The following is a 22107-nucleotide window of genomic DNA, read 5'->3' as shown; positions in this document are numbered from 1 at the left end:
AAAAGCAAGTACCTAACGAAGTTTGGCGGTGAGGTTTTCTACCCCACGCTCTCGCACCCAGAATAATGTCGCGCCGGCCACTGCCGCCGGCATCATCAGGATATTGACCACCGGAATCAGCAGCACCAGGTAAACACTCCCGCCGAAGCTCATGCTCTGCCAGCGCTTCTCACGCAGCCAGGCGAGCATCTCGTTCCAGCCCAGCTTGTGGTTGTCCGCCGGGTAGTCGATGTACTGGATCGCCATCATCCATACGCCGAACAGTAGCCACAGCGGTGCGGCGATGATGTTCACCACCGGGATGAACGAGAGGATGAACAGCCCGATCGCCCGCGGCAGGAAGTAGCCGAGTTTGCGCATTTCCCGGGCGAGGGTGCGCGGGATCATGGCGATCAGTTCACCCCAGCTGAAAGCCGGGAAGTCGTCGGTGCCGCGCACCACCACTTCGACTTTCTCCGCGAGAAAACCGTTGAACGGCGCAGCGATGACGTTGGCGAGCATGGTGAAGGTGAAGAACACCATCAACACCACCAGCACCACGAAAATCGGCCAGAGGATGTAGCTGAGAAAACTCAGCCAGTCGGGCAGAGACGGCATCAGCGTATCGACCCACAGACTGAATTGATGGCCGGCCAGATAGATCAATCCGACGAACAGCACCAGATTGATTGCCAGCGGCAGCAACACGAATAAACGCAGGCTGGGGCTGAGGACCAGCTTGAGGCCTTCGCGCAGGTATTGCGGGCCGGACAGAACAGGGGCGGGCATATCGAGCTCCGAGCAGAAGGGAAACGCGCCGACCTTACCGGCTTTGCCTTACGGGCGAAAGCGCGGTCGCAGCATCGACATCAACAGTAACAAAGGCGTCTATATATTGGCCGTGACGGGATAGAGACCGCCTATGAGCTGGATTGTTAAACCGTATTTCCTTAATCTTCGCCCCCTCGATACGCTGCACCCAATCTTTTTACAGGACTGTCGAGTTCAAGCCTTCCCCAAGTGCTTTCAACGGTCCTTTTTTATTCCCGCCGGCAACCCGGCGTTCCGCGCCAGGTATTCCGGGCCGGTCAACAGGAGCAGGTCATGTCTGAAGTCCGTCATTCGCGAGTGATTATTCTCGGTTCCGGCCCTGCCGGTTACAGCGCCGCGGTCTATGCCGCCCGTGCCAACCTCAAGCCACTGCTGATCACCGGTATGCAAGCCGGCGGTCAACTGACCACCACCACCGAAGTCGACAACTGGCCGGGCGATGTCCACGGTCTGACCGGCCCGGCGTTGATGGAGCGGATGCGTGAGCACGCCGAGCGCTTTGAAACCGAGATCGTTTTCGATCACATCAATGCCGTGGACTTCGCCGCCAAGCCTTACACCCTGACCGGCGACAGCGCGACTTACACCTGCGACGCCCTGATCATCGCCACCGGCGCCAGCGCTCGCTACCTGGGCCTGCCATCGGAAGAAGCGTTCATGGGCAAAGGCGTTTCGGCCTGCGCGACGTGCGACGGTTTCTTCTACCGCAACAAGCCAGTGGCCGTGGTCGGTGGCGGTAACACCGCTGTCGAAGAAGCCCTGTACCTGGCCAACATCGCCAGCACCGTGACCCTGATCCACCGTCGCGAAACCTTCCGCGCCGAGAAGATCCTGATCGACAAGCTCAATGCTCGCGTTGCCGAAGGCAAGATCATCCTGAAGTTGAACTCGAACCTGGACGAAGTCCTGGGCGACAACATGGGCGTGACCGGTGCTCGCCTGAAGAACAACGACGGCAGCTTCGACGAGCTGAAAGTCGACGGCGTGTTCATCGCCATCGGCCACACCCCGAACACCTCGCTGTTCGAAGGCCAGCTGACATTGAAAGACGGTTACCTGGTGGTGCACGGCGGCCGTGAAGGCAATGCGACCGCGACCAACGTTGAAGGCATCTTCGCCGCCGGTGACGTGGCTGACCACGTTTACCGTCAAGCGATCACCTCGGCCGGCGCCGGCTGCATGGCGGCACTGGACACCGAGCGTTACCTCGACGGTCTGCAGAACGCTTCGTTCTGATTCTGTTGAAATGAAAAAAAACCGGCTTCGGCCGGTTTTTTTGTGCCGCTCATTTTGCTTGTCCTGTAGGAGCCGGCTTGCTGGCGATGCAGGCGGCGCGGTGCTCCTGTCATACCGAGTCGACTGGATCGCCAGCAAGCCGGCTCCTACAGGGATCAGGTCAGCTTTTTCAGGCACGCTTCCAGGATGTCGAGGCCTTCTTCCAGCACCGCCGCCTCCGTGGTCAACGGCGCCAGCAGCCGGATGATGTGCCGCGACTTGCCGCTAGGCATCAGCAGCAACCCCGCTTCACGGGCCAGGGCCAACAGTTGTGTCAGCTGCGCCGGGGCGGGTGTGCCGTCGGCGTTGGCCAGTTCGATGCCGCGCATGGCGCCGACACCGGTCAGGCGTCCGAGATAAGGGGAAACCTTGTTGGCTCGCCAGGCTTCGTAGCGGCTGACGATTGCTTCTTCCTGCTGCGAACCCCAGGCGTGCAGGTTGGCGTCGGTCATTTCATCCAGCGTCGCCAACGCAGCGGCGCAGGCGATCGGATTGCCCGAGTAAGTGCCGCCCAGTCCGCCCTTGGGCAAAGTGTCGAGCAACGACTTGCGCCCGACCACCGCCCCCAGCGGCACGCCGCCGGCAATGCTTTTGGCCAGCAGGATCAGGTCCGGCTCGATGCCCAGTCGCGAGAACGCAAACCGCTGGCCGGTGCGGCCGAAGCCGGACTGAATTTCATCGGCGATCAGCAGGATGTTCTTTTCATCACAGAACTTGCGCAAGGCCTGAGCGAACTCGACATCCATCGCCAGGAAACCGGCTTCACCCTGCACAGGCTCGACGATAAAGCACGCCACGTCGTCGACATCGATCTCGACGCTGAACAGCCGATCCATCGCCTTCAACGCTTCGGCGCAGGTCACGCCGTTGTCCTTGCTCGGGTAGGGCAAATGGAACACCGGACCGGGCAACACGCCGACCTTCTGTTTGTAGGGCGCGACTTTGCCATTGAGGTTGAGAGTGGCGAGGGTGCGCCCGTGGAAGGCGCCGTCGAAAGCGATGACGGCCGTGCGACCGGTCGCACCCCGAACGATCTTCAGGGCGTTTTCCGCCGCTTCCGCGCCGCTGTTGGTGAGCATGCCGCTGACCGGGTAGTCCACCGGGATGAACGCGGCCAGACGCTCCATGAGTTCGAGGTAAGGCACGTGCGGGGCGGCGTTGAACGCGTAGTGCGTTAACCGGGTGGCTTGTTCGCGGATGGCCTCGACGATGCGCGGGTGGCAATGGCCGAGGTTCAACACGCCGATGCCGCCGACAAAGTCGATGTAGCGTTTGCCCTCGGTGTCCCAGACCTCGGCATTTTTGCCGTGGCTGAGCGTGACAGGGTGCACGATGTTGATCGACCGGCTGATGGTTTCGCTGCTCATGGATGACCGACTCTGAAGAAGGGAGGCTCTTCTTTTATCTAAGCCGCGAGCAGTGGTGCCGGGCAAACGAAATAAAGTTGCCGGATCAATCTTAAAAGTCGGGATGTGGTTTGAGCGTTGTGCAAAATCAGCCAGGCAACACGAAACCCTGTAGGAGCCGGCTTGCCGGCGATGGCGTCTTCGAAGGCGATGCACGACTCGAGGGACCCATCGCCGGCAAGCCGGCTCCTACAGGGGCGGTGTCAGTCAGAAATCAGCGGCGGGTCAGGGGTTGCTGGGTGAACTTCACACCGGCCAGGCCATGGGCAATCAACGCGCGGATGTTGCCGTGATCGCTGCCTTCGGGGGTGGCCACGACGGAGCGGTAATGCTCGCCGAATGCCAACAGCGCTTCTTCATCGCTCAACCCTTCCAGCAGCGCCAGGCCCAGGGTCTTGCACGAACCTTCGTTTTGCCCGGCGGCGTTTTCCACGCCACCGTTGTTGAACGCCTGTGGCTGGTAGTCATAACCGGCGGCGATGAAGGCCAGGGTGTCGGCAAAAACGTGTTCGCCGCTCTTGAGGCTGGCGCGCAGGGTGTTCAAATCACTCATTGGGTTTTCCTTTGGCGAACGCTGCTTGTTGCTCGGCGCTGGCTTCTTGCTGATATTGGGCTTTCCACTCGGCGTACGGCATGCCGTAGACGACTTCACGGGCGTCGTCGAGGCTGACCTCGATCTGACGTTCGTCAGCCGCGGCCTTGTACCATTTGGACAGGCAGTTGCGGCAGAAACCCGAGAGGTTCATCAGGTCGATGTTCTGCACATCCTTGCGGCTGTCCAGGTGCGCGACCAGCCGGCGGAAGGCGGCGGCTTCAAGTTCGAGGCGTTGTTGGTCAGTCATGATGGGCTCTGTGTTACTCAGTCGTGCGCGAGATAATAAAAGTCTGGCGAGCAATGCGCCAGACGCGGTCAGCGGCTCGCGGCCAGGGTGATCGACACCGACTCGGCGAAACGCAGGGCGTGGGGCTTGTCGACTTCGACTTCGGCGTACAGCACCGACTCATTGGCCATGACCAGATCGAGAATTTCCTGGGTCAGGCGTTCGAGCAGGGCAAAGCGATTGCCTTCCACGTGAGCGATGATCGCTTTGGTGATGGTCCGGTAATTCAGCGCGTGATCGATGTCGTTGTCACGCACCGCTTCCTGGGCTGCATACAGGATCGTCAGGTTGATCAGCACGTCCTGCTTGTTGAGGATTTCATCCTCGTTGATCCCGATGAACGTCCGCAGGCACAGGTCCTTGACCCGGATGCGTGCCATTCCTGGTTGAAGTTGTGGCATTGCTACTTGCTCCGTCCAATCAATTGCAGGAACTCCTGACGGGTGTTGCTCGACTCGCGGAAGGCGCCGAGCATCACCGAGGTGTTCATGGTCGAATTCTGTTTCTCGACGCCGCGCATCATCATGCACATGTGCTGTGCCTCGATGACCACCGCAACACCGGCGGCACCGGTCACTTGTTGCACCGCGTCGGCGATTTGCCGGGTGAGGTTTTCCTGGATTTGCAGGCGACGGGCAAACATGTCCACCAGCCGCGCAATCTTCGACAGGCCCAGCACTTTACCCGTTGGAATATAAGCCACATGCGCCTTGCCGATGAAGGGCAGCAGGTGATGTTCACAGAGTGAGTACAGCTCGATGTTGTCGACAATGATCATTTCATCGTTGTCGGAGGCGAACAACGCGCCGTTGACGATTTCTTCGACACATTGCTCGTAACCATGACACAGGTACTGCATGGCTTTGGCTGCGCGCGCCGGCGTATCGAGCAGGCCTTCGCGGTCGGGATTTTCACCGAGACCGATGAGGATCTCGCGGTAGTTCTGGGACAGGGCGTTCTGGGGCCGGGATAACGTCATGAAATATCCTCGCGGGGCAACTTACTTGAGGTGCCGCCCGCCGTTGACGGTCAGGGTCGTGCCGGTGACATAAGGGTTGTCGAGCAAATAACGCAGGCTTTGGTAGATCACGTCGCTACCGGGTTCGATACCCAATGCGGATTTGGCCAGAGCCTTGGCGCGGTACGCCGCGTCGTCGTCAGGGTTGAACAGTAGCAGGGCGGGCGCGATGCCGTTGACCTTGATGTCAGGCGCGTACTTCGCCGCGAAGGACAGGGTCAGGCTGTCGAGCCCGGCTTTGCTGGCGCAGTAGCCGATGTGCTTGCTGCTGCCCTTGCGCGTGACGTCATCGCTGATGTGCACGATGTCCGCCGGGGTCGAGCGTTGCAACAAGTCGGCACAGTGCAGGTTGATCAGGTAGGGCGCCAGCATGTGCACGCTGAACATGCGGGTAAACGCTGCGGCGTCGGTGTCCGGCGTTTCGGCCAGCCATTCGGATGCGTTGTGGATGATCGCCCGCAGGCCGTCGGTGTGGGTTTTCAGTTCGCTGATGAAGGCGAGAATCCCGCCCTCGCTGGAAAAGTCGGCGAGGATTGCCGTCGCCCCCAGATCGCGCAATGCCTGTACGCCGGGGCGTTCAGTGCGATAGCTGAAGATCAGCGCATGGCCGTCTTCGAGCAATCGCTGCGCGCAGTGCAGGCCGACACGCTGGCCGGCACCGGTGATGAGGATCGGGGCGGATGAAGAGGTCATGAACGGCTCGCGTCGCGGTAAGAGCAAAACTATACCAGCGCAACGCGACGTTCACCTATGACCTGTAGGAGCGAGCCTGCTCGCGATGGTCGTGAACGATAACACTGGGGGCCTGATACCCCGCGGCGCTTGGGCGTCCATCGCGAGCAGGCTCGCTCCTACATAGGTCTCATCGGTTTTGAGGGGAGGGTTCAACAGGTAATCGGCGTGTCGGCGCGCTGTTCAACCAACCTGCCAACAAACGGGTCGACAGCGGAATAAAGAGGTAGACCATCAACGGCGTCAGACACAGTGTGCTGATGAACACCCGAGGCAGCAGGCTCATTTCGCCGAGCAACGGCCCCAGTACGAAGTTGAACAACAACGACACCGGGAAGAACGCCAACCAGATTGCCACGGCCTGTTTCCAGCGAGGCGGACGTGCGCCGGCAGCACCGAACCAGCCTTCGATGCCGCTCACGCGATGTTCCGTCTTATGTGCAAACAAGTCGCTGCCGCGCGCGAGCCAGGCGGTACGCGAGGCCGAATGCTCCCAGGCGTGCATGGTCTGCGCGTTGGCGAAGCGGAAAATGATCTGGAATTCGTCATCGTCGGGCGGCGGGGCGAGCACGCCTGAGCCGAGATAACCCTGGAAGTCGGTGGCCAGTTGTTCGCCTTCGCGCAACCAGGCCATCAGGTCCTGATAACGCCCATCGGCGACGCGGCGCGCAACCATCAGCGTGACGGGGGAGGTAGACATTATGTATCTCCGTATGACAATTGCGTTACTCCGGATAGGAGTTTCGCCAGGCGCAGCGCCGGGGTGATGGGCTGCGTCTCGGAACAAGCAAGGATTAGTCCGGATTCTACAGGTTATGGCAGCGACAATCGTCGTCCATCAATGTATTGAATGGTGATGGGGCAAGAGAGGTAGAATGGGATCCAATTTATACGCGGACGTTGACTGCCCTATGCCTGTCTTGACTGAAGATGTCGCTGGTTTGCCGCGTGCTCTTTCCATAGAAAAGGAAGAACTGTTTCCGATCCGCGAAGTGTCACGGCTGACGGGCGTCAATCCGGTCACCTTGCGGGCGTGGGAGCGACGTTATGGTCTGATTCAGCCAATGCGCACCGAAAGCGGGCATCGCTTGTACGCAATGACCGATATCGAGCGGGTCCGCAGCATCCTGGGCTGGATCGAACGTGGCGTCGCCGTCAGCAAGGTCGGCAAGATACTGGCCAAGACTGCCCCGCTTCAAGCGTTGTCGCACATCATCCCCAACGAACTGGTGCAGGCTGACTACGCGCAGTGGCAGGAACAAGTCAAAGCGGCGGTGAGCGTGTTCGATGAGGTGCAACTGGAGCAGGTCTATGGGCAGATCTTTTCCAGTTACCCCCTGACCGTGGCGTTTCAGGACATTCTGATGCCACTCTGGAAGCAATTTCTGCAACGTCAGGAAGTGTTCGGCCAGGCCAGCGAGTGGCTATTCCTGGACGGTTTTTTGCGTTCCCGGGTGTTACAGCGGCTGCTGCTGGTGCGCGTCATGCAGCCACGGCGCGTGATTGTCTGTCCCCTGAACGATCAATGTCGCGAACTCGAACTGTTGGTCACGGCGTTGTTTTTGAGCAGTGTCGATTCGGCCATTCAATTGCTGGCGGTTGGTCAGCCCTTTGATGAACTGGCGCTGGTCTGCGAAAGGGTCAAGCCCCAGGCGTTGGTGCTGTTTTCCAATCACGCGCCCACCAGCGATTTGCCGCGACGTTTGAATCGTCTGGCGATGAGCCTGGATTGCCAGTTGATGCTGGCCGGTGACGCGTCGGAACTGTCGCAGGAGAGCCTGGACGGATCGTCCATTGGCTGCCTGGGTAACGAAGGAGTGGTGATGCGTCAGCGCCTGAAACAGTTCCTGGCCGGAAACCTGGATACCTGAATCACAGATGCAGGGTCGGGTGGGTCAGTCGATGCTGCTGAAGGATGTACTGGCGAAGGCGCTCGGTTTCATCCTTGTCGCTCTGACTCAACTGATAGGCAAAGAAGCCGTTCTCGGTTTCTCTCTCGAAGGTGCCGCGCAACGCGATACGTTCGTAGCCTGACGGGCTGAACCACAACGCGAAATGCTTGGGCGGTTTGGTCTTGTTGCGAACTTCCAGCAAAACCCCTTTGAACGACACTTCATGCACCCACATCGTGCCGGGATGGCCGGCGGCATTTTCCAGGGCGACCGGTTCTTCGAGGAGCAGGCGCCATGGCCGGACCAACGGTCCGTCTTCATAAATGCTAGGGACGCCGAGGCGTAAATGCAGCGCATGAAACTCGTCTTCCACCAGGTGCAGCGGGAAGGTCATTTGCTGATTTTCGAAGTTGGCCTGGATCGTGACTTGCTCATGAGCAGCAAGGCGCGTGAGCAAGTCACGGATTTGCGAACCACCATTTACAAGCAGACTCGACGTCGCATCCCGCACATTGAGTTGCGGGTTGTGTTGCATGGTCTGGATAAAATCCAGCTCATCCTGGGTCAGGAGTGCGTCGCGCTGCATGATGGGCTCGAAAGGAAAAGTAACAAAGTCATCGGTGATTGTAGTTAATGACAATCAATTCTCGGTTTTGTTTGCGCCGTTCGTCGGTTTGAGCGCGGCGAGCTCGGCCTGAAGCTCTGCCACTTGAGCTTCAAGCTGCGCTACCCGCTGCTGCGCCTTGACCTGCACGGTGACGTCCTTTTGCACGCCGACAAAATACGTCTGACCGTCACTCGGGTTTTTCACCGTCGAAAGCGACAGCTCATTCCAGAAGGGCGTGCCGTCCTTGCGGTAGTTGCGCAGGATTTCCCGGCAGGAGCCGCCACTGCTCAACGCATTGCGAATCAAGGGCAGCGCTTCCTGGTCGCGGTCACCTGATTGCAGAAAGCGGCAATCCTGGTAGAGGATTTCTTCGCTGGTGTAACCGGTCAGCCGTTCAAACGCCGGGTTGACGTAAATCAGGATGTTGTCGTGTTCACCTTCTTTTTCGGCAATCACGATGCCGTCGTTGGACGCGTCAATCACCATTTGCAGCAGTTGTGCGTTGATCATCGGAGAATCCTTTCCAGATTGATTGAGCGCAGCATTCTAAAAGAACTCTAGCGGCCTTCAATGCTTAATGAGAGCTAATCGCAGCTTTTTTGCTGTGGCTGTTAATATCCCTCATCTTTTTACTCAGCTTCAGGATCAGATTGATGAAAGTCGCCATTTTTTCGGGCTCGGTGTACGGCACGGCTGAAGAAGTCGCACGCCACGCTGCGAATATTTTGAAAACCGCGGGCTTCGAGACCTTTCACAACCCGCGCGCTAGCCTTGCCGATGTTCAGGCGTTTGGCCCGCAAGCCTTTCTGGCAGTGACTTCGACCACGGGCATGGGCGAACTGCCGGACAACCTGCAACCGTTGTATTTCGCCATTCGCGATCAATTGCCGGCCGCCTGGCGTGGTTTGCCGGGCGCGGTGATCGGCCTGGGCGATGCGAGCTACGGCGATACGTTCTGTGGCGGCGGTGAGCTGATGCGCGAGCTGTTCGGCGAACTGGGCATCCGCGAAGTGCTGCCGATGCTGCGCCTGGATGCCAGCGAAAGCGTCACCCCGGAAACCGATGCCGAACCCTGGCTGGCGGAACTCGTCACCGCTCTGCGGGGCTGACTGGCCAATCGCGCAGCAAGGCGAGCCAGGATTGTGCCGCTTCGGGGCTGCGGAACCGGTTCGCTGCCCCCTTGTTGGCGGCGGTACTTTGACATGGATCCAAGCTGTCTGGCGCAGTGACTCGCTAGGTCATCAAGCTGGCTGCCAATGCAACTACATGAACCCCGGGGGCTGACTAGACTGCTAAACGTGAGCAAAACAATAAGAACAGGAGTTCCTTGTCGTGAGCGTAGCCCCCGTCCAATCGCCCCACAGTGTCAAAGACCAGGTCAGTGCCGCCGAGTGGCAGACCCGCGTCGATCTGGCCGCCTGTTATCGTCTGGTCGCCCTGCATGGCTGGGATGATCTGATCTTCACGCACATTTCCGCCAAGGTGCCAGGCACTGAAGATTTCCTGATCAACCCGTTCGGGTTGATGTTCCACGAAATTACCGCTTCGAGCCTGGTCAAAGTCGATCAGGCCGGCAACAAGCTGATGGACAGCCCTTACGAGATCAACCCGGCGGGCTACACCATCCACAGTGCCGTGCACGAAGTGCGGCACGATGTCGTCTGTGTATTGCACACGCACACGGCGGCCGGCGTTGCGGTGTCGGCGCAGAAGCAAGGCGTTTTGCCGATCAGCCAACAGTCGCTGTTTGTTCTGTCGAGCCTGGCGTATCACGCCTATGAAGGCGTTGCGCTGAACCACGAAGAGAAGGCACGGCTGCAGGCCGACCTCGGTGAAAACAATTTCCTGATGCTGCACAACCATGGGTTGCTGACCTGCGGCGGCACCATCGCCGACACGTTCCTGATGATGTTCACCTTCCAGCGCGCCTGCGATATCCAGGTGCTGGCGCAGAACGGTGGTGCGGAACTCATCGCCATCGAACCGCAGATTCTGGCGGGCGCCAAGGCGATGATTGCCGGCGTCACCAAAAGTGCACAAGGGATGGGCGGCGCACTGGCCTGGCCGGCGCTGCTGCGCAAACTCGATAAACAAGACGCGGGATATAAACTCTGATGCCTCTCGCCGAGATCCCCCTGTGTGTCTGGCGCAAGCGCAGCCAGACGTTCGACTTTCGTGATCAGACGGTGCGTTACTGGACGGCGGGGCAGGGTGAGCCGCTGTTGCTCATTCATGGCTTCCCGACCGCCAGTTGGGACTGGCATTACCTGTGGCAGCCGCTGGCCCAGCGTTATCGGGTGATTGCCTGCGACATGCTCGGTTTCGGCGATTCAGCCAAACCGGTGGATCATGAATACAGCCTCTTGGAGCAGGCCGATCTGCAACAGGCGTTGCTGGAGCATTTGAACGTCGAGCAACCGGTGCACGTGCTCGCCCACGATTATGGTGACAGCGTGGCTCAGGAACTGTTGGCCCGGCATTACGAGGCGCGCATTCATCTCGCCAGTTGCGTGTTCCTCAATGGGGGGCTGTTTCCTGAAACCCATCGCCCGGTACTGATGCAAAAACTGTTGCTCAGCCCGGTGGGCTGGATGATCGGCCGCGCGTTTTCCCGTGATGCGCTGGTGAAGAGTTTCCGCCAGATTTTCGGACCGCAGAGCCGTCCGACCGAGAGTGAGATGGATGATTTCTGGAGCCTGATCGACAGCAATCACGGGCCACGGATCATGCACAAGCTGATTGCCTACATCCCCGAGCGCAGGGTTCAGCGCGAGCGTTGGGTGAGTGCCATGCAGCGCGGCGAAGTGCCGTTGCGGGTGATCGATGGCGAGGTCGATCCGATCTCCGGCGGGCACATGGTCGAGCGCTATCGGGAGCTGATCCCGAACCCGGACACGGTCCTGCTGCCCGGCATCGGCCATTACCCGCAAACCGAAGCACCGGCTCAGGTGCTCAAGCATTATCTGGCGTTTCGCGACCGGCTGATTTCAACGCCGCTGAAAGTGGCCTGTTCGTAAACATCGCAGCAACCTTGTAGGAGCCGGCTTGCCGGCGATGGCGTCCTCGAGGCTTGTGGTGTCTGTAAGATTGCCATCGCCAGCAAGCCGGCTCCTACAGGTTTTGTGGTGTTTGGTGAGGTGGTGTTCACCCCAATCCTTGCCGGCGAATGCGTCCTCGAGGCTTGTGGTGCCTGTCGGATTGCCATCGCCGGCAAGCCGGCTCCTACAGGGTTTTTGTGGTGTTTGATGAGTTTGGGGCACCCCGGTCCTGTAGGAGCCGGCTTGCTGGCGATGGGCCGTGACTCGGTCCTCGCGCTCATCATCCCCCCGCCTTATCGAGCACCATTCAGCCTACCCCGTGTTCATTGTGACCGGCAGCGCCTTGCCTGAGACTCGGACTTATTGTCCCTCGGCCTGCTGGAGTCCCCCCTAATGAATGAGCCTGTGCGCTTCGAAGATAAAGTCGTGATCATCACCGGAGCCGGTGGTGGCCTGGGCCGCGCTCATGCGCTGTTGTTCGCGAAACAGGGCGCCAGGGTGCTGGTCAACGATCTCGGTGGCTCGGCGCAAGGTGAAGGTGCAAACGCTTCGGCAGCAGACCGCGTAGTCGCGGAAATCCGTGAGGCCGGCGGCATTGCCGAGGCCAACCATGACTCCGTCACCGACGGCGACAAAATCGTCCAGAACGCCCTCGACGTTTTCGGCCGGGTCGACGTAGTGGTCAACAACGCCGGGATCCTGCGGGACAAGACTTTCCACAAAATGGACGATGCCGATTGGGACCTGGTCTATCGCGTCCACGTCGAAGGCGCCTACAAAGTCACCCGCGCCGCCTGGCCGCACATGCGCGAGCAAAATTATGGTCGCGTGATCTTCACCGCATCCACCTCGGGCATCTACGGCAACTTCGGCCAGTCCAACTACGGCATGGCCAAGCTCGGCCTCTACGGCCTGACCCGCACCCTGGCCATCGAAGGCCGCAAAAACAACATCCTGGTCAACGCCATCGCCCCAACCGGCGGCACCCGCATGACCGAAGGCCTGATCCCGCCGCAAGTGTTCGAACAACTCAAGCCGGAACTGGTCAGCCCGCTGGTGGTGTACCTCGCCAGCGAAATCTGCCAGGAAACCTCGGGGCTGTTTGAGGTCGGTGGCGGCTGGATGGGCAAGGTGCGTTGGGAGCGCAGCCTCGGCGCCGGGTTCGATCCACGGGTCGGGTTTTCACCGGAAGATGTGGCGGCGCACTGGCAGCAGATCTGCGACTTCGAAGGCGCAGCGCATCCAAAGGACAACATCGAGGCGCTGAAGGAAATGATGGGCAATTTGCAGAAGTATTCCCTCTGATTCCTTCGCCTCGCGCAGGGCTCGCCTGAGTTCTGCCTCCGCGCAAAACCATCGCCCATAAAAAAGGCCGCTGCAAACGCAGCGGCCAAAGTAAGACGTTGGATCAAGGAGCTACAAATCAACGTCAGTGAACATGGGGTGATGAGTCGAAACCTTCGACACATCTGAAATCTGTCGCCAATGGCGCGGACTGATCACACGCCATCGCGGTGTGCTGTCAGGCTGTTGCCGTGAAAGCCCGACAAGAATAAGCGCTTGAGTCCAAAGGAAAAATAGCGATTCCAGACATGCAGTATTGCAGCCTGGGCAACAGTCTTGCGCTCATGCATCCGGCTGATGAACCTCCATCCACTTCATCCATACCTCGCGCAACTCCCCGCGCCGCAAGGCCATTCATCCTTTAGAGCTACACAACGAATACCTCCTTGGTGCGCTTATCGCTCCCGACCTGCGGCAGTAGGGTGTGGCCTTCTGTCACTCACCGGGGAAGACGCATGACAAAAACAACAATGCGCGCCATCTTCACACCGCAGGCGCTGGCCGCTGCGGTTGCCTTGGGTTGCTGCGCCCAGGCGCAGGCCGTTTCATTCAACATTGGCGAAATCGAGGGGACATTCGACTCCTCACTGTCCGTCGGCGCGAGTTGGGGCATGCGCGATGCCGATAAATCGCTGGTGGGCATCGTCAACGGCGGGACCGGCCAGGCGTCGACCGGTGACGACGGGCGTCTGAACTTCAAGAAGGGCGAAACCTACTCCAAGATCTTCAAGGGCATTCACGACCTCGAACTGAAGTACGGCGACACCGGCGTGTTCGTCCGTGGCAAGTATTGGTACGACTTCGAACTGAAGGACGAAGACCGCGAGTTCAAGCCGATCAGCGATCACAATCGCAAAGAGGGTTCCAAGTCTGCCGGCGCGCAGATCCTCGATGCGTTCGTCTATCACAACTACTCCATCGCCGATCTGCCGGGCACCTTGCGCGCGGGTAAACAGGTGGTCAGTTGGGGCGAAAGTACCTTCATCGGCAACTCGATCAACAGCATCAACCCGGTCGACGTTTCAGCGTTCCGTCGTCCTGGCGCGGAAATCAAGGAAGGCCTGATTCCGGTGAACATGCTGTTCGCCTCTCAGGGCCTGACCGACAAACTTACCGTGGAAGGTTTCTATCAACTGGAGTGGGACCAGACCGTTCTCGACAACTGCGGCACCTTCTTCGGCGGGGACGTGGCGGCAGATGGCTGCAACACGGGATACACGGTCGCCAGCCCGGCGATTGCACCGTTGCAACCGATTGCTGCCGCATTCGGCCAAGGCTTCCAGGTCAGCAAGGAAGGGGTGATCGTGCCCCGTGGTGGCGACCGCGACGCCCGCGACTCCGGGCAATGGGGCACGGCGTTGCGCTGGTTGGGTGATGACACCGAGTACGGCCTGTACTTCATGAACTACCACAGCCGCACCCCGAATGTTGGCACCACCACTGCCGGGGCGGGGACGCTGGCACGGATTCCGGCCATCGTTTCTACCGCGAACGCCATCGCACCCGGCACCGGTTCGGCCTTGGCCCAGAGCGTGATGCTCGGTCGCGGTCAGTACTACCTCGAATACCCGGAAGACATCCGCCTCTACGGCGCGAGTTTCTCCACCACCTTGCCGACCGGCACCGCATGGACCGGCGAGATCAGCTATCGCCCCAACGCACCGGTGCAGGTCAACAGCACCGACCTGACACTGGCCTTGCTCAACCCGATTGCCGGCGGCGCTGCTTCACCAATCGCCACCCGGCCAGGCGCGGACAACAAAGGCTATCGCCGCAAGGAAGTGACGCAGATCCAGAGCACCCTGACGCACTTCATCGATCAGATCGCCGGCGCGGACCGTTTGACCCTGGTGGGTGAGGCGGCCGTTGTTCACGTTGGCGGGCTGGAAGACAAAAGCAAGCTGCGTTACGGCCGCGACTCGGTCTACGGACAGTACGGTTTCCGTGGTGATACCGACGGTTTCGTCACCTCGACATCCTGGGGCTACCGTGCCCGCGCGATCCTTGATTACAACAACGTCATCGCCGGAATCAATTTCAAACCCAACCTGTCGTGGTCCCATGACGTCGCCGGTTACGGCCCCAACGGGCTGTTCAACGAAGGCGCCAAGGCCATCAGCGTCGGCGTCGATGCGGACTATCGCAACACCTATACCGCGAGCTTGAGTTACACCGATTTCTTCGGCGGTGACTACAACACCCTGGAAGATCGCGACTTCCTGGCGCTGAGCTTTGGCGTGAACTTCTGATCTGGCTGAGAAGGATGATTTCAATGCGCAAAATGATTCTGCAATGCAGCGTTCTGGCCCTGAGCCTGTTGGCCGTCGATGTAATGGCTGCGGTGTCGCCGGACGAAGCCAACAAACTCGGTACCAGCCTGACGCCGTTGGGCGCCGAGAAGGCGGGTAATGCCGATGGCTCGATTCCGGCCTGGACCGGCGGCATCCCGAAAAACGCGGGCGCGGTGGACAGCAAAGGGTTCCTTGCCGACCCGTTCGCCAATGAAAAACCGCTGTTTACCATCACGGCGGCAACCGTCGACAAGTACAAGGACAAACTCTCCGACGGCCAGATCGCGATGTTCAAACGCTACCCGGAGACCTACAAGATCCCGGTCTATCCGACCCACCGTACAGTGGCCGTGCCACCGGACATCTACGAGTCGGCCAAGCGCAGCGCGCTGAATGTAACGCCGATCAACGACGGCAATGGCCTGGCCAATTTCACCGGCAATCGCTACTACGCGTTTCCGATTCCGAAGAACGGCGTTGAGGTGATCTGGAACCACGTTACCCGTTATCACGGCGGTAATTTGCGTCGCACCATCACCCAGGCCACGCCGCAGTCCAATGGCGATTTCACGGTGATCCGCTTCAAGGATGAAGTCGCCGTGCCTTCGCTGCTGGGGGACTTGAAACCCGGCAGCGACGACAACGTGCTCAGCTACTTCAAGCAGGAAGTCACGGCGCCAGCGCGGTTGGCCGGCAACGTGTTGCTGGTTCACGAGACCCTCGACCAGGTCAAGGAACCGCGCAAGGCCTGGATCTACAACGCCGGTCAGCGTCGCGTGCGGCGTGCACCGCAGGTGGCCTATGACGGCGTCGGCACCTCGTCCGACGGGTTGCGCACCACCGACAACTTCGACATGTTTTCCGGCGCACCGGATCGCTATGACTGGAAGCTGATCGGCAAGAAGGAAATGTACATCCCTTACAACAGCTACAAGCTCGACTCGCCCAACCTCAAGTACACCGATGTGATCAAGGCCGGGCACATCAATCAGGACCTGACACGCTACGAGTTGCACCGGGTCTGGGAGATTGTCGCCACGGTCAAGCCCAACGAACGGCACGTGTACGCCAAGCGTCACATGTACATCGACGAAGACAGCTGGCAGGTGGCACTGGCCGATCACTATGACGGTCGCGGTCAGCTGTGGCGTGTGGCCGAAGGTCATGCCCAGTTCTACTACGATCACCAGGTGCCGGCCTACACCGTTGAAGCGCTGTATGACTTGATCGCCGGTCGCTACATCGCACTGGGGATGAAGAACGAGGAGAAGCGCAGCTTCGAATTCGGCATCGATGCCAAAGCAGGTGACTACACGCCAGCAGCGCTGCGGAGTACAGGGGTGAGGTAATCATTCCTACGGGCTCTACAGAAAAAGGTGACTTCGCGGTCACCTTTTTTATAGGTGTCGATAAGTGTGTTGAATACTTCTTCAACAAGCCGTGTAGAGAGGGCTAGGGTGGCGCCACAATTATAAAAAGGCGCACCACTATGACCGCCATGACCCCGTGTCTGGACCGTCCTGGACTTCTGCCCCGTTTGTCGTCCCATCACCAGTCTCGCGAGCGGCTGATCGAGCCGTTGATGGCCTCGACCGCACGCGTGAAATTGCTCTGTGCGCCGGCTGGCAGTGGCAAGAGTGCGCTGCTGATCGAATGCCTGTTGCAGGCACCGGAGCAGTGCCGGGTCTGTTGGTTGCCGTTGGCGGGGGAGCCGATGGAGGCTGCCGATTTTCGGCAGCGGCTGGCCCACGCGTTGGGAATGGCCGCGGTGGACGAATCCGCATTGCTGGCATCGCTGGCTCAATGGCAGACGCCGACCTGGCTGTGCCTCGATGACTATTGCCGCACGCCCAACCCGGAGCTGGACCTGCTGCTCGACCGGTTGCTGGCCATCAGCAGCCCGATGATTACCTGGTGGCTCAGTGGTCGCCGCCGCCCGCAATGCAATTGGCCACGCTTGTTGCTCGCCGATGAGCTGTACGACTGCGAGCGCGCCACGCTGGCCTTCACTCAAACGGAAATTGCCCGACTGCTGCATCACCTGGAGCCGGAGCAGGCGGCGAAACGTGCCGGCAGGATCATCGAACTCAGCGGTGGCTGGTGCGCGGGCGTGCGGATAGCGCTGCTGCAAAAATGCGATTGGTCGCGCAACGAGTCGCTGCACGGTCGGCCGGACACCCTGCACGATTACCTCGAACACGAATTGTTCGGCATGCTGACCCCGGAGCTGGCAGAAGCCTGGCGGGTGCTGGCCCATTTGCAGCGATTCAATGCGCGGTTGTGCGACCACCTGTTCGGTGCAGGCGAGGGCGCCCAATGCCTGAGCACGTTGCAGGCGTTGGGCTGCTTCATCGAGCCCTGGCAGGACTCGACCGACTGGCTGCAGATTTTCACCCCCCTCACGCAATTGATGCGCGAAGAGCAATGGCCGGCGGGACGTTCCTGGCATCGCCGCGCTTGTCAGTGGTTCGCCGCCGAACTGGACTGGAAAGCTGCGTTTGAACAAGCCTTGCTGGCCGAAGAGTTCGAGGTCGCGGTCAGCCTGTTGCAGCATTTCAGTTTCGAGCACCTGTTCGAAGAGCAGACCGTGGTGCTGTTGTTGCGTCTGCATGAACACAAAGGCGACGAGCTGATGCTTGGCTCGCCGCAACTGGTGGGGTTGATCACCGCGGCGTTGCTGTTTGCCGGGCGGTTCGAGCAGGCGGGTGAGTGCATCGGGCATTTGTCACGCTTCGCCCCTCAGCCGTCGGCGTTGCATCAACGGCAGCTGATGGCGCGTTGGCAGGCGATGCAGGGTTGGCTGTTGCATTTGCAGGGGCGCATGGAGCCTTCGCGCGCGCATTTGCTTGAGGCACTCGACGAACTCGATCCCTCGCTCTGGACGGCTCGGCTGATGTGCCTGTCAGCGCTGACCCAGCAAGCCTTGCTCAGGGGCGAGCTCGACGTGGCGCAGGCGACCAACCGTGAGGCGTTGTGCCTGGCGCGTGCGCAAGGTTCGCTGGTGTTCGAGGGGCTGCTGGAACTCGATCATGCGCAATTGCTCGAGCAGCGTGGAGCGTCCGGTCGGGCTGAAACCCTGCTGGCCAATATGCATGGCTTGCTCGTCCAGCAGCAACCGCTGGCCCAACCGCTGCTGGGGCGGATTGCCTTGCAGCGCGGACGCTTGAGCCTGTGTCAGGGACGAGAGACGCAGGCGGCCGCGTACTTCGAGAGCGGCTTGCAAATCTGCCTGCGCAGCCAGGACAAACGCGTGCTTTACGGTTTCCTCGGCCTCGCGCAATTGGCCGCCAATCGCCAGGACTACGCCCAGGCTTTTGTCCTGCTGCGTGACGCCGAACGATTGATGCAACAGCGGCGGATTCCAGACACGGTCTACCGCAGTGTTCTGCTGCAATACAGCTGCCATTTCTGGTTGCAGCAGGGCCGTCCGGATTTGGCCCATGAAGCCCTGACCCGGGTGCTGCGCCACTATCACGGCGTCCATGCTCGTCAGGCGCCACCGGCGACGCTGGAGCTGATTCCCGGCCTTGAATACCTGCTGGTGCTGACCGAAGTGTATCGAGGGCAGGCGCCAAACCCTCTGGTGCAGCTCGAGGCTCAGTTGCACTGGGCGCGCCAACGGGGAATGGCGGGGCTGCAAGCGCAATTGCACCTGGCGCTGGCAGAAGTGGCCTGGCTGACGGGCGACACGCCTGCCGCTCGCGAGGCGATGCAGGAAGGTTTGGCACTGGTCGAGCGCTGCAATCTTCAACAGGCCCTGCGCGATCTGCAATTGCGCCAGCCACGCTTGCCGGAGGCGATCGGGCGTACCGAGTCGGGTAACCCTGCTGAACCGCTGGCTTCGGTCCAGAACCGCTTGAGTCAGCGTGAAATAGAAGTGCTTGAGTTAGTCGCCCTGGGTAACTCCAATCAACAGATAGCTGATCAGTTGTTCATATCGTTACATACCGTTAAAACCCACGCGCGGCGGATCAATGGAAAGTTGGGTGTAGAGCGGAGGACTCAGGCTGTGGCCAAAGCCAAAGTTCTGGGGATTGTTGTTTGAAGTGTTCGGTGTGTTTACGTCTACATACAAGTTTTGGGGTGTACTAAATTAGTTGGGTTGTTTATAAAGTGGGCGTCGGCCCGTCAATCAGTGTTTATATTTTTTGAATGTGTTTTGGCCGACTTCCATTATTAGTAAGGATGCTATTTGTGAGTAATAATTTGCTGGGAGAAGTAAGTAAAAAGTTGACTGGTGCGTTCGGTGTTTTAGGGTATACCATTAATGTTGATGAAACTTACCTGAACTCGGTAGTGATCAACGACGAGGGAAAGCAGGTGGTTGATTACTCCGAGAGTTTGAGCTGGGCTATCATGGAACAAGTGCAGGCGGATGAGTTGCCCAGGTTCAATACTGAATACGCGGGTATTTTTTCAAAGCGATGGACTTTTGATAAAGCCGATCGCGTTGCCTATTTGGACAGCATTGATCTTAATACTGCAGGTCGTATTGTGGTTGAGTCCTACCGAGAAGCAATTAAGCGCAACAGTAGCCTGTCAGCTTAATTAACCAGTGACAACGGATGGCTCATATCCCATTCGCCAACTAACGGCCCGCGTCGCCGCCAGCAATCGCTGCGCCGCCGGGCCGTTTTCGTCGGCGTGAAACAGTGACGCCGGGCCAACGATGGTCATGACGGCCACCACATTTCCCACCGCGTTGAATACCGGGGCCGACAACGCATCGACGCCGGGCATCAACAAACCATGCACATGGTGCAGGCCGCGCTCGCGGATCTGTTCACACAAGGTCACATAAGCCTGATCGTCCGCCAACGTATGGGAATTGCTTGCAAGCACTTCCTGCTCGCGCAAATCCACCGTTTCACGCTTGGGCAGATAAGCGCCAAACACCAATCCCGTAGATGAACTGAGCAACGGCAACACAGAGCCCAATTGCGTCACCACGGTCACCGCGCGCACCGCCGGTTCGATATGCACCACGGTTGCGCCCTGATTGCCCCACACCGCCAAAAAACACGTTTCATTCAATTCATCGCGCAGTTCGGCCAAGGGCAGGGCGGCGACTTTCAGCACGTCCATACTGTTAAGTGCGGCCAACCCCACGCGCAGGGCTTCGCGGCCCAGACCGTAGTGGTTGGTGGCGGTGTTCTGTTCGGCAAAACCGCTGGCGATCAACGCCTGTAGATAGCGGTGGACCTTGCTTGCCGGCATCTGCACATGCTCGGCCAGGCGCGACAGTGAAGTCGATGGCGACAACTCGGCCAGTGCCTTGAGGATGTCGGTGCCGACCTCGGCCGAGCGGACTTTCTGTTTGTCGTTGTTGCGCGGCGTTTCCATGGAGGCAGTCTGATCCCGGGACGAATGGGCGTCTTTATAGCTTGACGGTCAATACCAATCAAATTACGTTATGCGTAATTGAATTACGATAAAAATAACCCAGGCGTGCCGAGACCTCTGCAACAGAGCGACAGGCCATTGCCTACTCCCTGTTCAGGAGGCTCCATGAACCTCGATTCAACGGCGCCCGCGCTGGCTTATCAGTCCGGTTTCGGCAATGAGTTCAGCAGTGAAGCGTTGCCCGGCGCACTGCCCGTCGGCCAGAACTCCCCGCAAAAAGCCCCATACGGCCTCTACACTGAGCTGTTCTCCGGCACCGCGTTCACCATGGTTCGCGCCGAAGCGCGGCGGACCTGGATGTACCGCATTCAGCCCTCGGCCAATCACCCGGCATTCGTCAAACTGGATCGGCAACTGGCCGGCGGACCGTTGGGTGAAGTGACCCCCAATCGCCTGCGCTGGAACCCGTTGGACATCCCGACCGAGCCCACCGATTTCATTGACGGGCTGGTGAGCATGGCCGCCAATTCGGCGGCGGAAAAACCGGCCGGAATCAGCATTTACCATTACCGTGCCAACCGCTCCATGGAGCGCGTGTTCTTCAACGCGGATGGCGAACTGCTGCTGGTGCCGGAGCTGGGCCGCCTGCGCATTGCCACCGAGCTGGGCGTGCTGGAACTCGAGCCGCTGGAAATTGCCGTGCTGCCACGCGGTCTGAAGTTTCGCGTCGAACTGCTCGACCCGCAGGCGCGTGGCTATATTGCGGAAAACCACGGCGCGCCATTGCGCCTGCCGGACCTCGGACCGATTGGCAGCAACGGTCTGGCCAATCCACGGGACTTCCTGACCCCGGTCGCTCATTACGAAAATCTCAAGCAGCCGACCACCCTGGTGCAGAAATTCCTCGGCCAGTTGTGGGGTTGCGAGCTTGATCATTCGCCGCTGAACGTGGTCGCCTGGCACGGTAATAACGTGCCGTACAAATATGACCTGCGCCGTTTCAACACCATTGGTACGGTCAGCTTCGATCATCCGGATCCTTCGATTTTCACCGTCCTGACTTCGCCGACCAGCGTCCATGGCCTGGCCAATCTCGACTTCGTGATCTTCCCGCCACGCTGGATGGTCGCCGAAAAAACCTTCCGTCCACCGTGGTTCCACCGCAACCTGATGAACGAATTCATGGGCCTGATCAAGGGCGAGTACGACGCCAAGGCCGAAGGCTTCGTGCCCGGCGGTGCGTCGCTGCACAGTTGCATGAGCGCCCACGGCCCGGACGGCGAAACCTGCACCAAGGCAATCAACGCAGAACTCGCACCAGCGAAAATCGACAACACCATGGCCTTCATGTTCGAGACCAGCCAGGTGCTGCGCCCGAGTCGCTTCGCCCTCGACTGCCCACAACTGCAACCCCATTACGATGCCTGCTGGGCCACGCTGCCCGCCACTTTCGACCCGACCCGGAGATAA

22 protein-coding genes are annotated in these 22107 nt (G+C 59.6%); 11 read left to right on the top strand and 11 right to left on the bottom strand.

The features are described from left to right. Positions 1-12 precede the first annotated feature (12 nt). On the bottom strand, positions 13-768 hold the full coding sequence (gene cysZ, locus J4E42_RS11060) for a sulfate transporter CysZ (protein WP_192230120.1): 756 nt from the start codon (positions 766-768) through the stop codon (positions 13-15). Between the two features lie 315 nt (positions 769-1083). Between cysZ and trxB the strand changes: the two genes are divergently transcribed. After that, positions 1084-2046, top strand: coding sequence for a thioredoxin-disulfide reductase (gene trxB / locus J4E42_RS11055; protein ID WP_008026963.1), 963 nt, complete (start codon positions 1084-1086; stop codon positions 2044-2046). A 155-nt stretch (positions 2047-2201) separates the two neighbouring features. Here trxB and J4E42_RS11050 read toward each other — a convergent pair whose 3' ends face one another. From J4E42_RS11050 to J4E42_RS11020, 7 genes are all read right to left on the bottom strand, one after another. Further along, on the bottom strand, positions 2202-3452 hold the full coding sequence (locus J4E42_RS11050; RefSeq protein ID WP_207285267.1) for an aspartate aminotransferase family protein: 1251 nt from the start codon (positions 3450-3452) through the stop codon (positions 2202-2204). Positions 3453-3705: 253 nt separating this feature from the next. Then, on the bottom strand, positions 3706-4044 hold the full coding sequence (locus tag J4E42_RS11045) for a HopJ type III effector protein (protein WP_008037347.1): 339 nt from the start codon (positions 4042-4044) through the stop codon (positions 3706-3708). Further along, positions 4037-4333, bottom strand: a complete 297-nt coding sequence (locus J4E42_RS11040) for a DUF1244 domain-containing protein (RefSeq protein ID WP_008026968.1) — start codon at positions 4331-4333, stop codon at positions 4037-4039. Before J4E42_RS11040 ends, J4E42_RS11045 begins: the two co-directional genes overlap by 8 nt. Before the next feature lie 68 nt (positions 4334-4401). Next, positions 4402-4773 carry a dihydroneopterin triphosphate 2'-epimerase gene (gene folX, locus J4E42_RS11035; RefSeq protein ID WP_008026970.1) on the bottom strand — a complete coding sequence of 124 codons (372 nt, stop codon included), beginning with the start codon at positions 4771-4773 and terminating at the stop codon, positions 4402-4404. A 2-nt stretch (positions 4774-4775) separates the two neighbouring features. Beyond that, positions 4776-5351, bottom strand: a complete 576-nt coding sequence (gene folE / locus J4E42_RS11030; RefSeq protein WP_008026971.1) for a GTP cyclohydrolase I FolE — start codon at positions 5349-5351, stop codon at positions 4776-4778. 21 nt (positions 5352-5372) lie between these two features. After that, complete coding sequence (gene folM / locus J4E42_RS11025; RefSeq protein ID WP_207285266.1) at positions 5373-6083, bottom strand: dihydromonapterin reductase; 711 nt, start codon at positions 6081-6083, stop codon at positions 5373-5375. 169 nt (positions 6084-6252) lie between these two features. After that, positions 6253-6822, bottom strand: a complete 570-nt coding sequence (locus tag J4E42_RS11020; RefSeq protein WP_207285265.1) for an antibiotic biosynthesis monooxygenase — start codon at positions 6820-6822, stop codon at positions 6253-6255. Positions 6823-6997: 175 nt separating this feature from the next. Here J4E42_RS11020 and J4E42_RS11015 point away from each other — a divergent pair, with 175 nt between their 5' ends. Then, positions 6998-7993, top strand: coding sequence for a MerR family transcriptional regulator (locus tag J4E42_RS11015; protein WP_207285264.1), 996 nt, complete (start codon positions 6998-7000; stop codon positions 7991-7993). Position 7994: 1 nt separating this feature from the next. Here the strand turns inward: J4E42_RS11015 and J4E42_RS11010 are convergent, their stop codons facing one another. Both J4E42_RS11010 and J4E42_RS11005 read right to left on the bottom strand, forming a co-directional pair. After that, positions 7995-8600 (bottom strand): hypothetical protein, encoded by a 606-nt coding sequence (locus tag J4E42_RS11010; protein ID WP_192227748.1) that lies wholly within the window; start codon positions 8598-8600, stop codon positions 7995-7997. A gap of 54 nt (positions 8601-8654) precedes the next feature. After that, positions 8655-9131, bottom strand: a complete 477-nt coding sequence (locus J4E42_RS11005) for a PAS domain-containing protein (protein WP_008037334.1) — start codon at positions 9129-9131, stop codon at positions 8655-8657. 143 nt (positions 9132-9274) lie between these two features. On the opposite strand from J4E42_RS11005, the gene J4E42_RS11000 reads away from it, so the two are divergent. The 8 genes from J4E42_RS11000 (at position 9275) to J4E42_RS10965 (ending at position 19842) form a co-directional block, all read left to right on the top strand. Beyond that, positions 9275-9730 carry a flavodoxin gene (locus J4E42_RS11000; protein WP_008026983.1) on the top strand — a complete coding sequence of 152 codons (456 nt, stop codon included), beginning with the start codon at positions 9275-9277 and terminating at the stop codon, positions 9728-9730. A gap of 223 nt (positions 9731-9953) precedes the next feature. Continuing rightward, the gene (locus J4E42_RS10995) at positions 9954-10736 is read left to right on the top strand and encodes a class II aldolase/adducin family protein (RefSeq protein ID WP_207285263.1); all 783 of its coding nucleotides are present in this window, start codon (positions 9954-9956) and stop codon (positions 10734-10736) included. After that, positions 10736-11638, top strand: a complete 903-nt coding sequence (locus tag J4E42_RS10990; RefSeq protein ID WP_008037329.1) for an alpha/beta fold hydrolase — start codon at positions 10736-10738, stop codon at positions 11636-11638. Before J4E42_RS10995 ends, J4E42_RS10990 begins: the two co-directional genes overlap by 1 nt. A gap of 414 nt (positions 11639-12052) precedes the next feature. Then, positions 12053-12964, top strand: coding sequence for an SDR family oxidoreductase (locus J4E42_RS10985; RefSeq protein ID WP_207285262.1), 912 nt, complete (start codon positions 12053-12055; stop codon positions 12962-12964). A gap of 494 nt (positions 12965-13458) precedes the next feature. Then, positions 13459-15252 carry a DUF1302 domain-containing protein gene (locus tag J4E42_RS10980; RefSeq protein ID WP_192417351.1) on the top strand — a complete coding sequence of 598 codons (1794 nt, stop codon included), beginning with the start codon at positions 13459-13461 and terminating at the stop codon, positions 15250-15252. Between the two features lie 23 nt (positions 15253-15275). Next, positions 15276-16643, top strand: a complete 1368-nt coding sequence (locus J4E42_RS10975) for a DUF1329 domain-containing protein (protein ID WP_207285261.1) — start codon at positions 15276-15278, stop codon at positions 16641-16643. Positions 16644-16783: 140 nt separating this feature from the next. Beyond that, positions 16784-19339, top strand: coding sequence for a LuxR C-terminal-related transcriptional regulator (locus J4E42_RS10970; protein ID WP_207285260.1), 2556 nt, complete (start codon positions 16784-16786; stop codon positions 19337-19339). 140 nt (positions 19340-19479) lie between these two features. Further along, the gene (locus tag J4E42_RS10965; protein ID WP_219739816.1) at positions 19480-19842 is read left to right on the top strand and encodes a hypothetical protein; all 363 of its coding nucleotides are present in this window, start codon (positions 19480-19482) and stop codon (positions 19840-19842) included. Here the strand turns inward: J4E42_RS10965 and J4E42_RS10960 are convergent, their stop codons facing one another. Next, complete coding sequence (locus J4E42_RS10960; protein ID WP_192417347.1) at positions 19843-20637, bottom strand: IclR family transcriptional regulator; 795 nt, start codon at positions 20635-20637, stop codon at positions 19843-19845. A gap of 165 nt (positions 20638-20802) precedes the next feature. On the opposite strand from J4E42_RS10960, the gene hmgA reads away from it, so the two are divergent. Continuing rightward, positions 20803-22107, top strand: coding sequence for a homogentisate 1,2-dioxygenase (gene hmgA, locus J4E42_RS10955; RefSeq protein WP_207285258.1), 1305 nt, complete (start codon positions 20803-20805; stop codon positions 22105-22107).

The sequence above is a fragment of the Pseudomonas sp. FW300-N2A2 genome (assembly GCF_017351735.1).
GTDB lineage: Bacteria > Pseudomonadota > Gammaproteobacteria > Pseudomonadales > Pseudomonadaceae > Aquipseudomonas > Aquipseudomonas migulae.
This window is presented reverse-complemented; position numbering and strand designations above follow the sequence as displayed.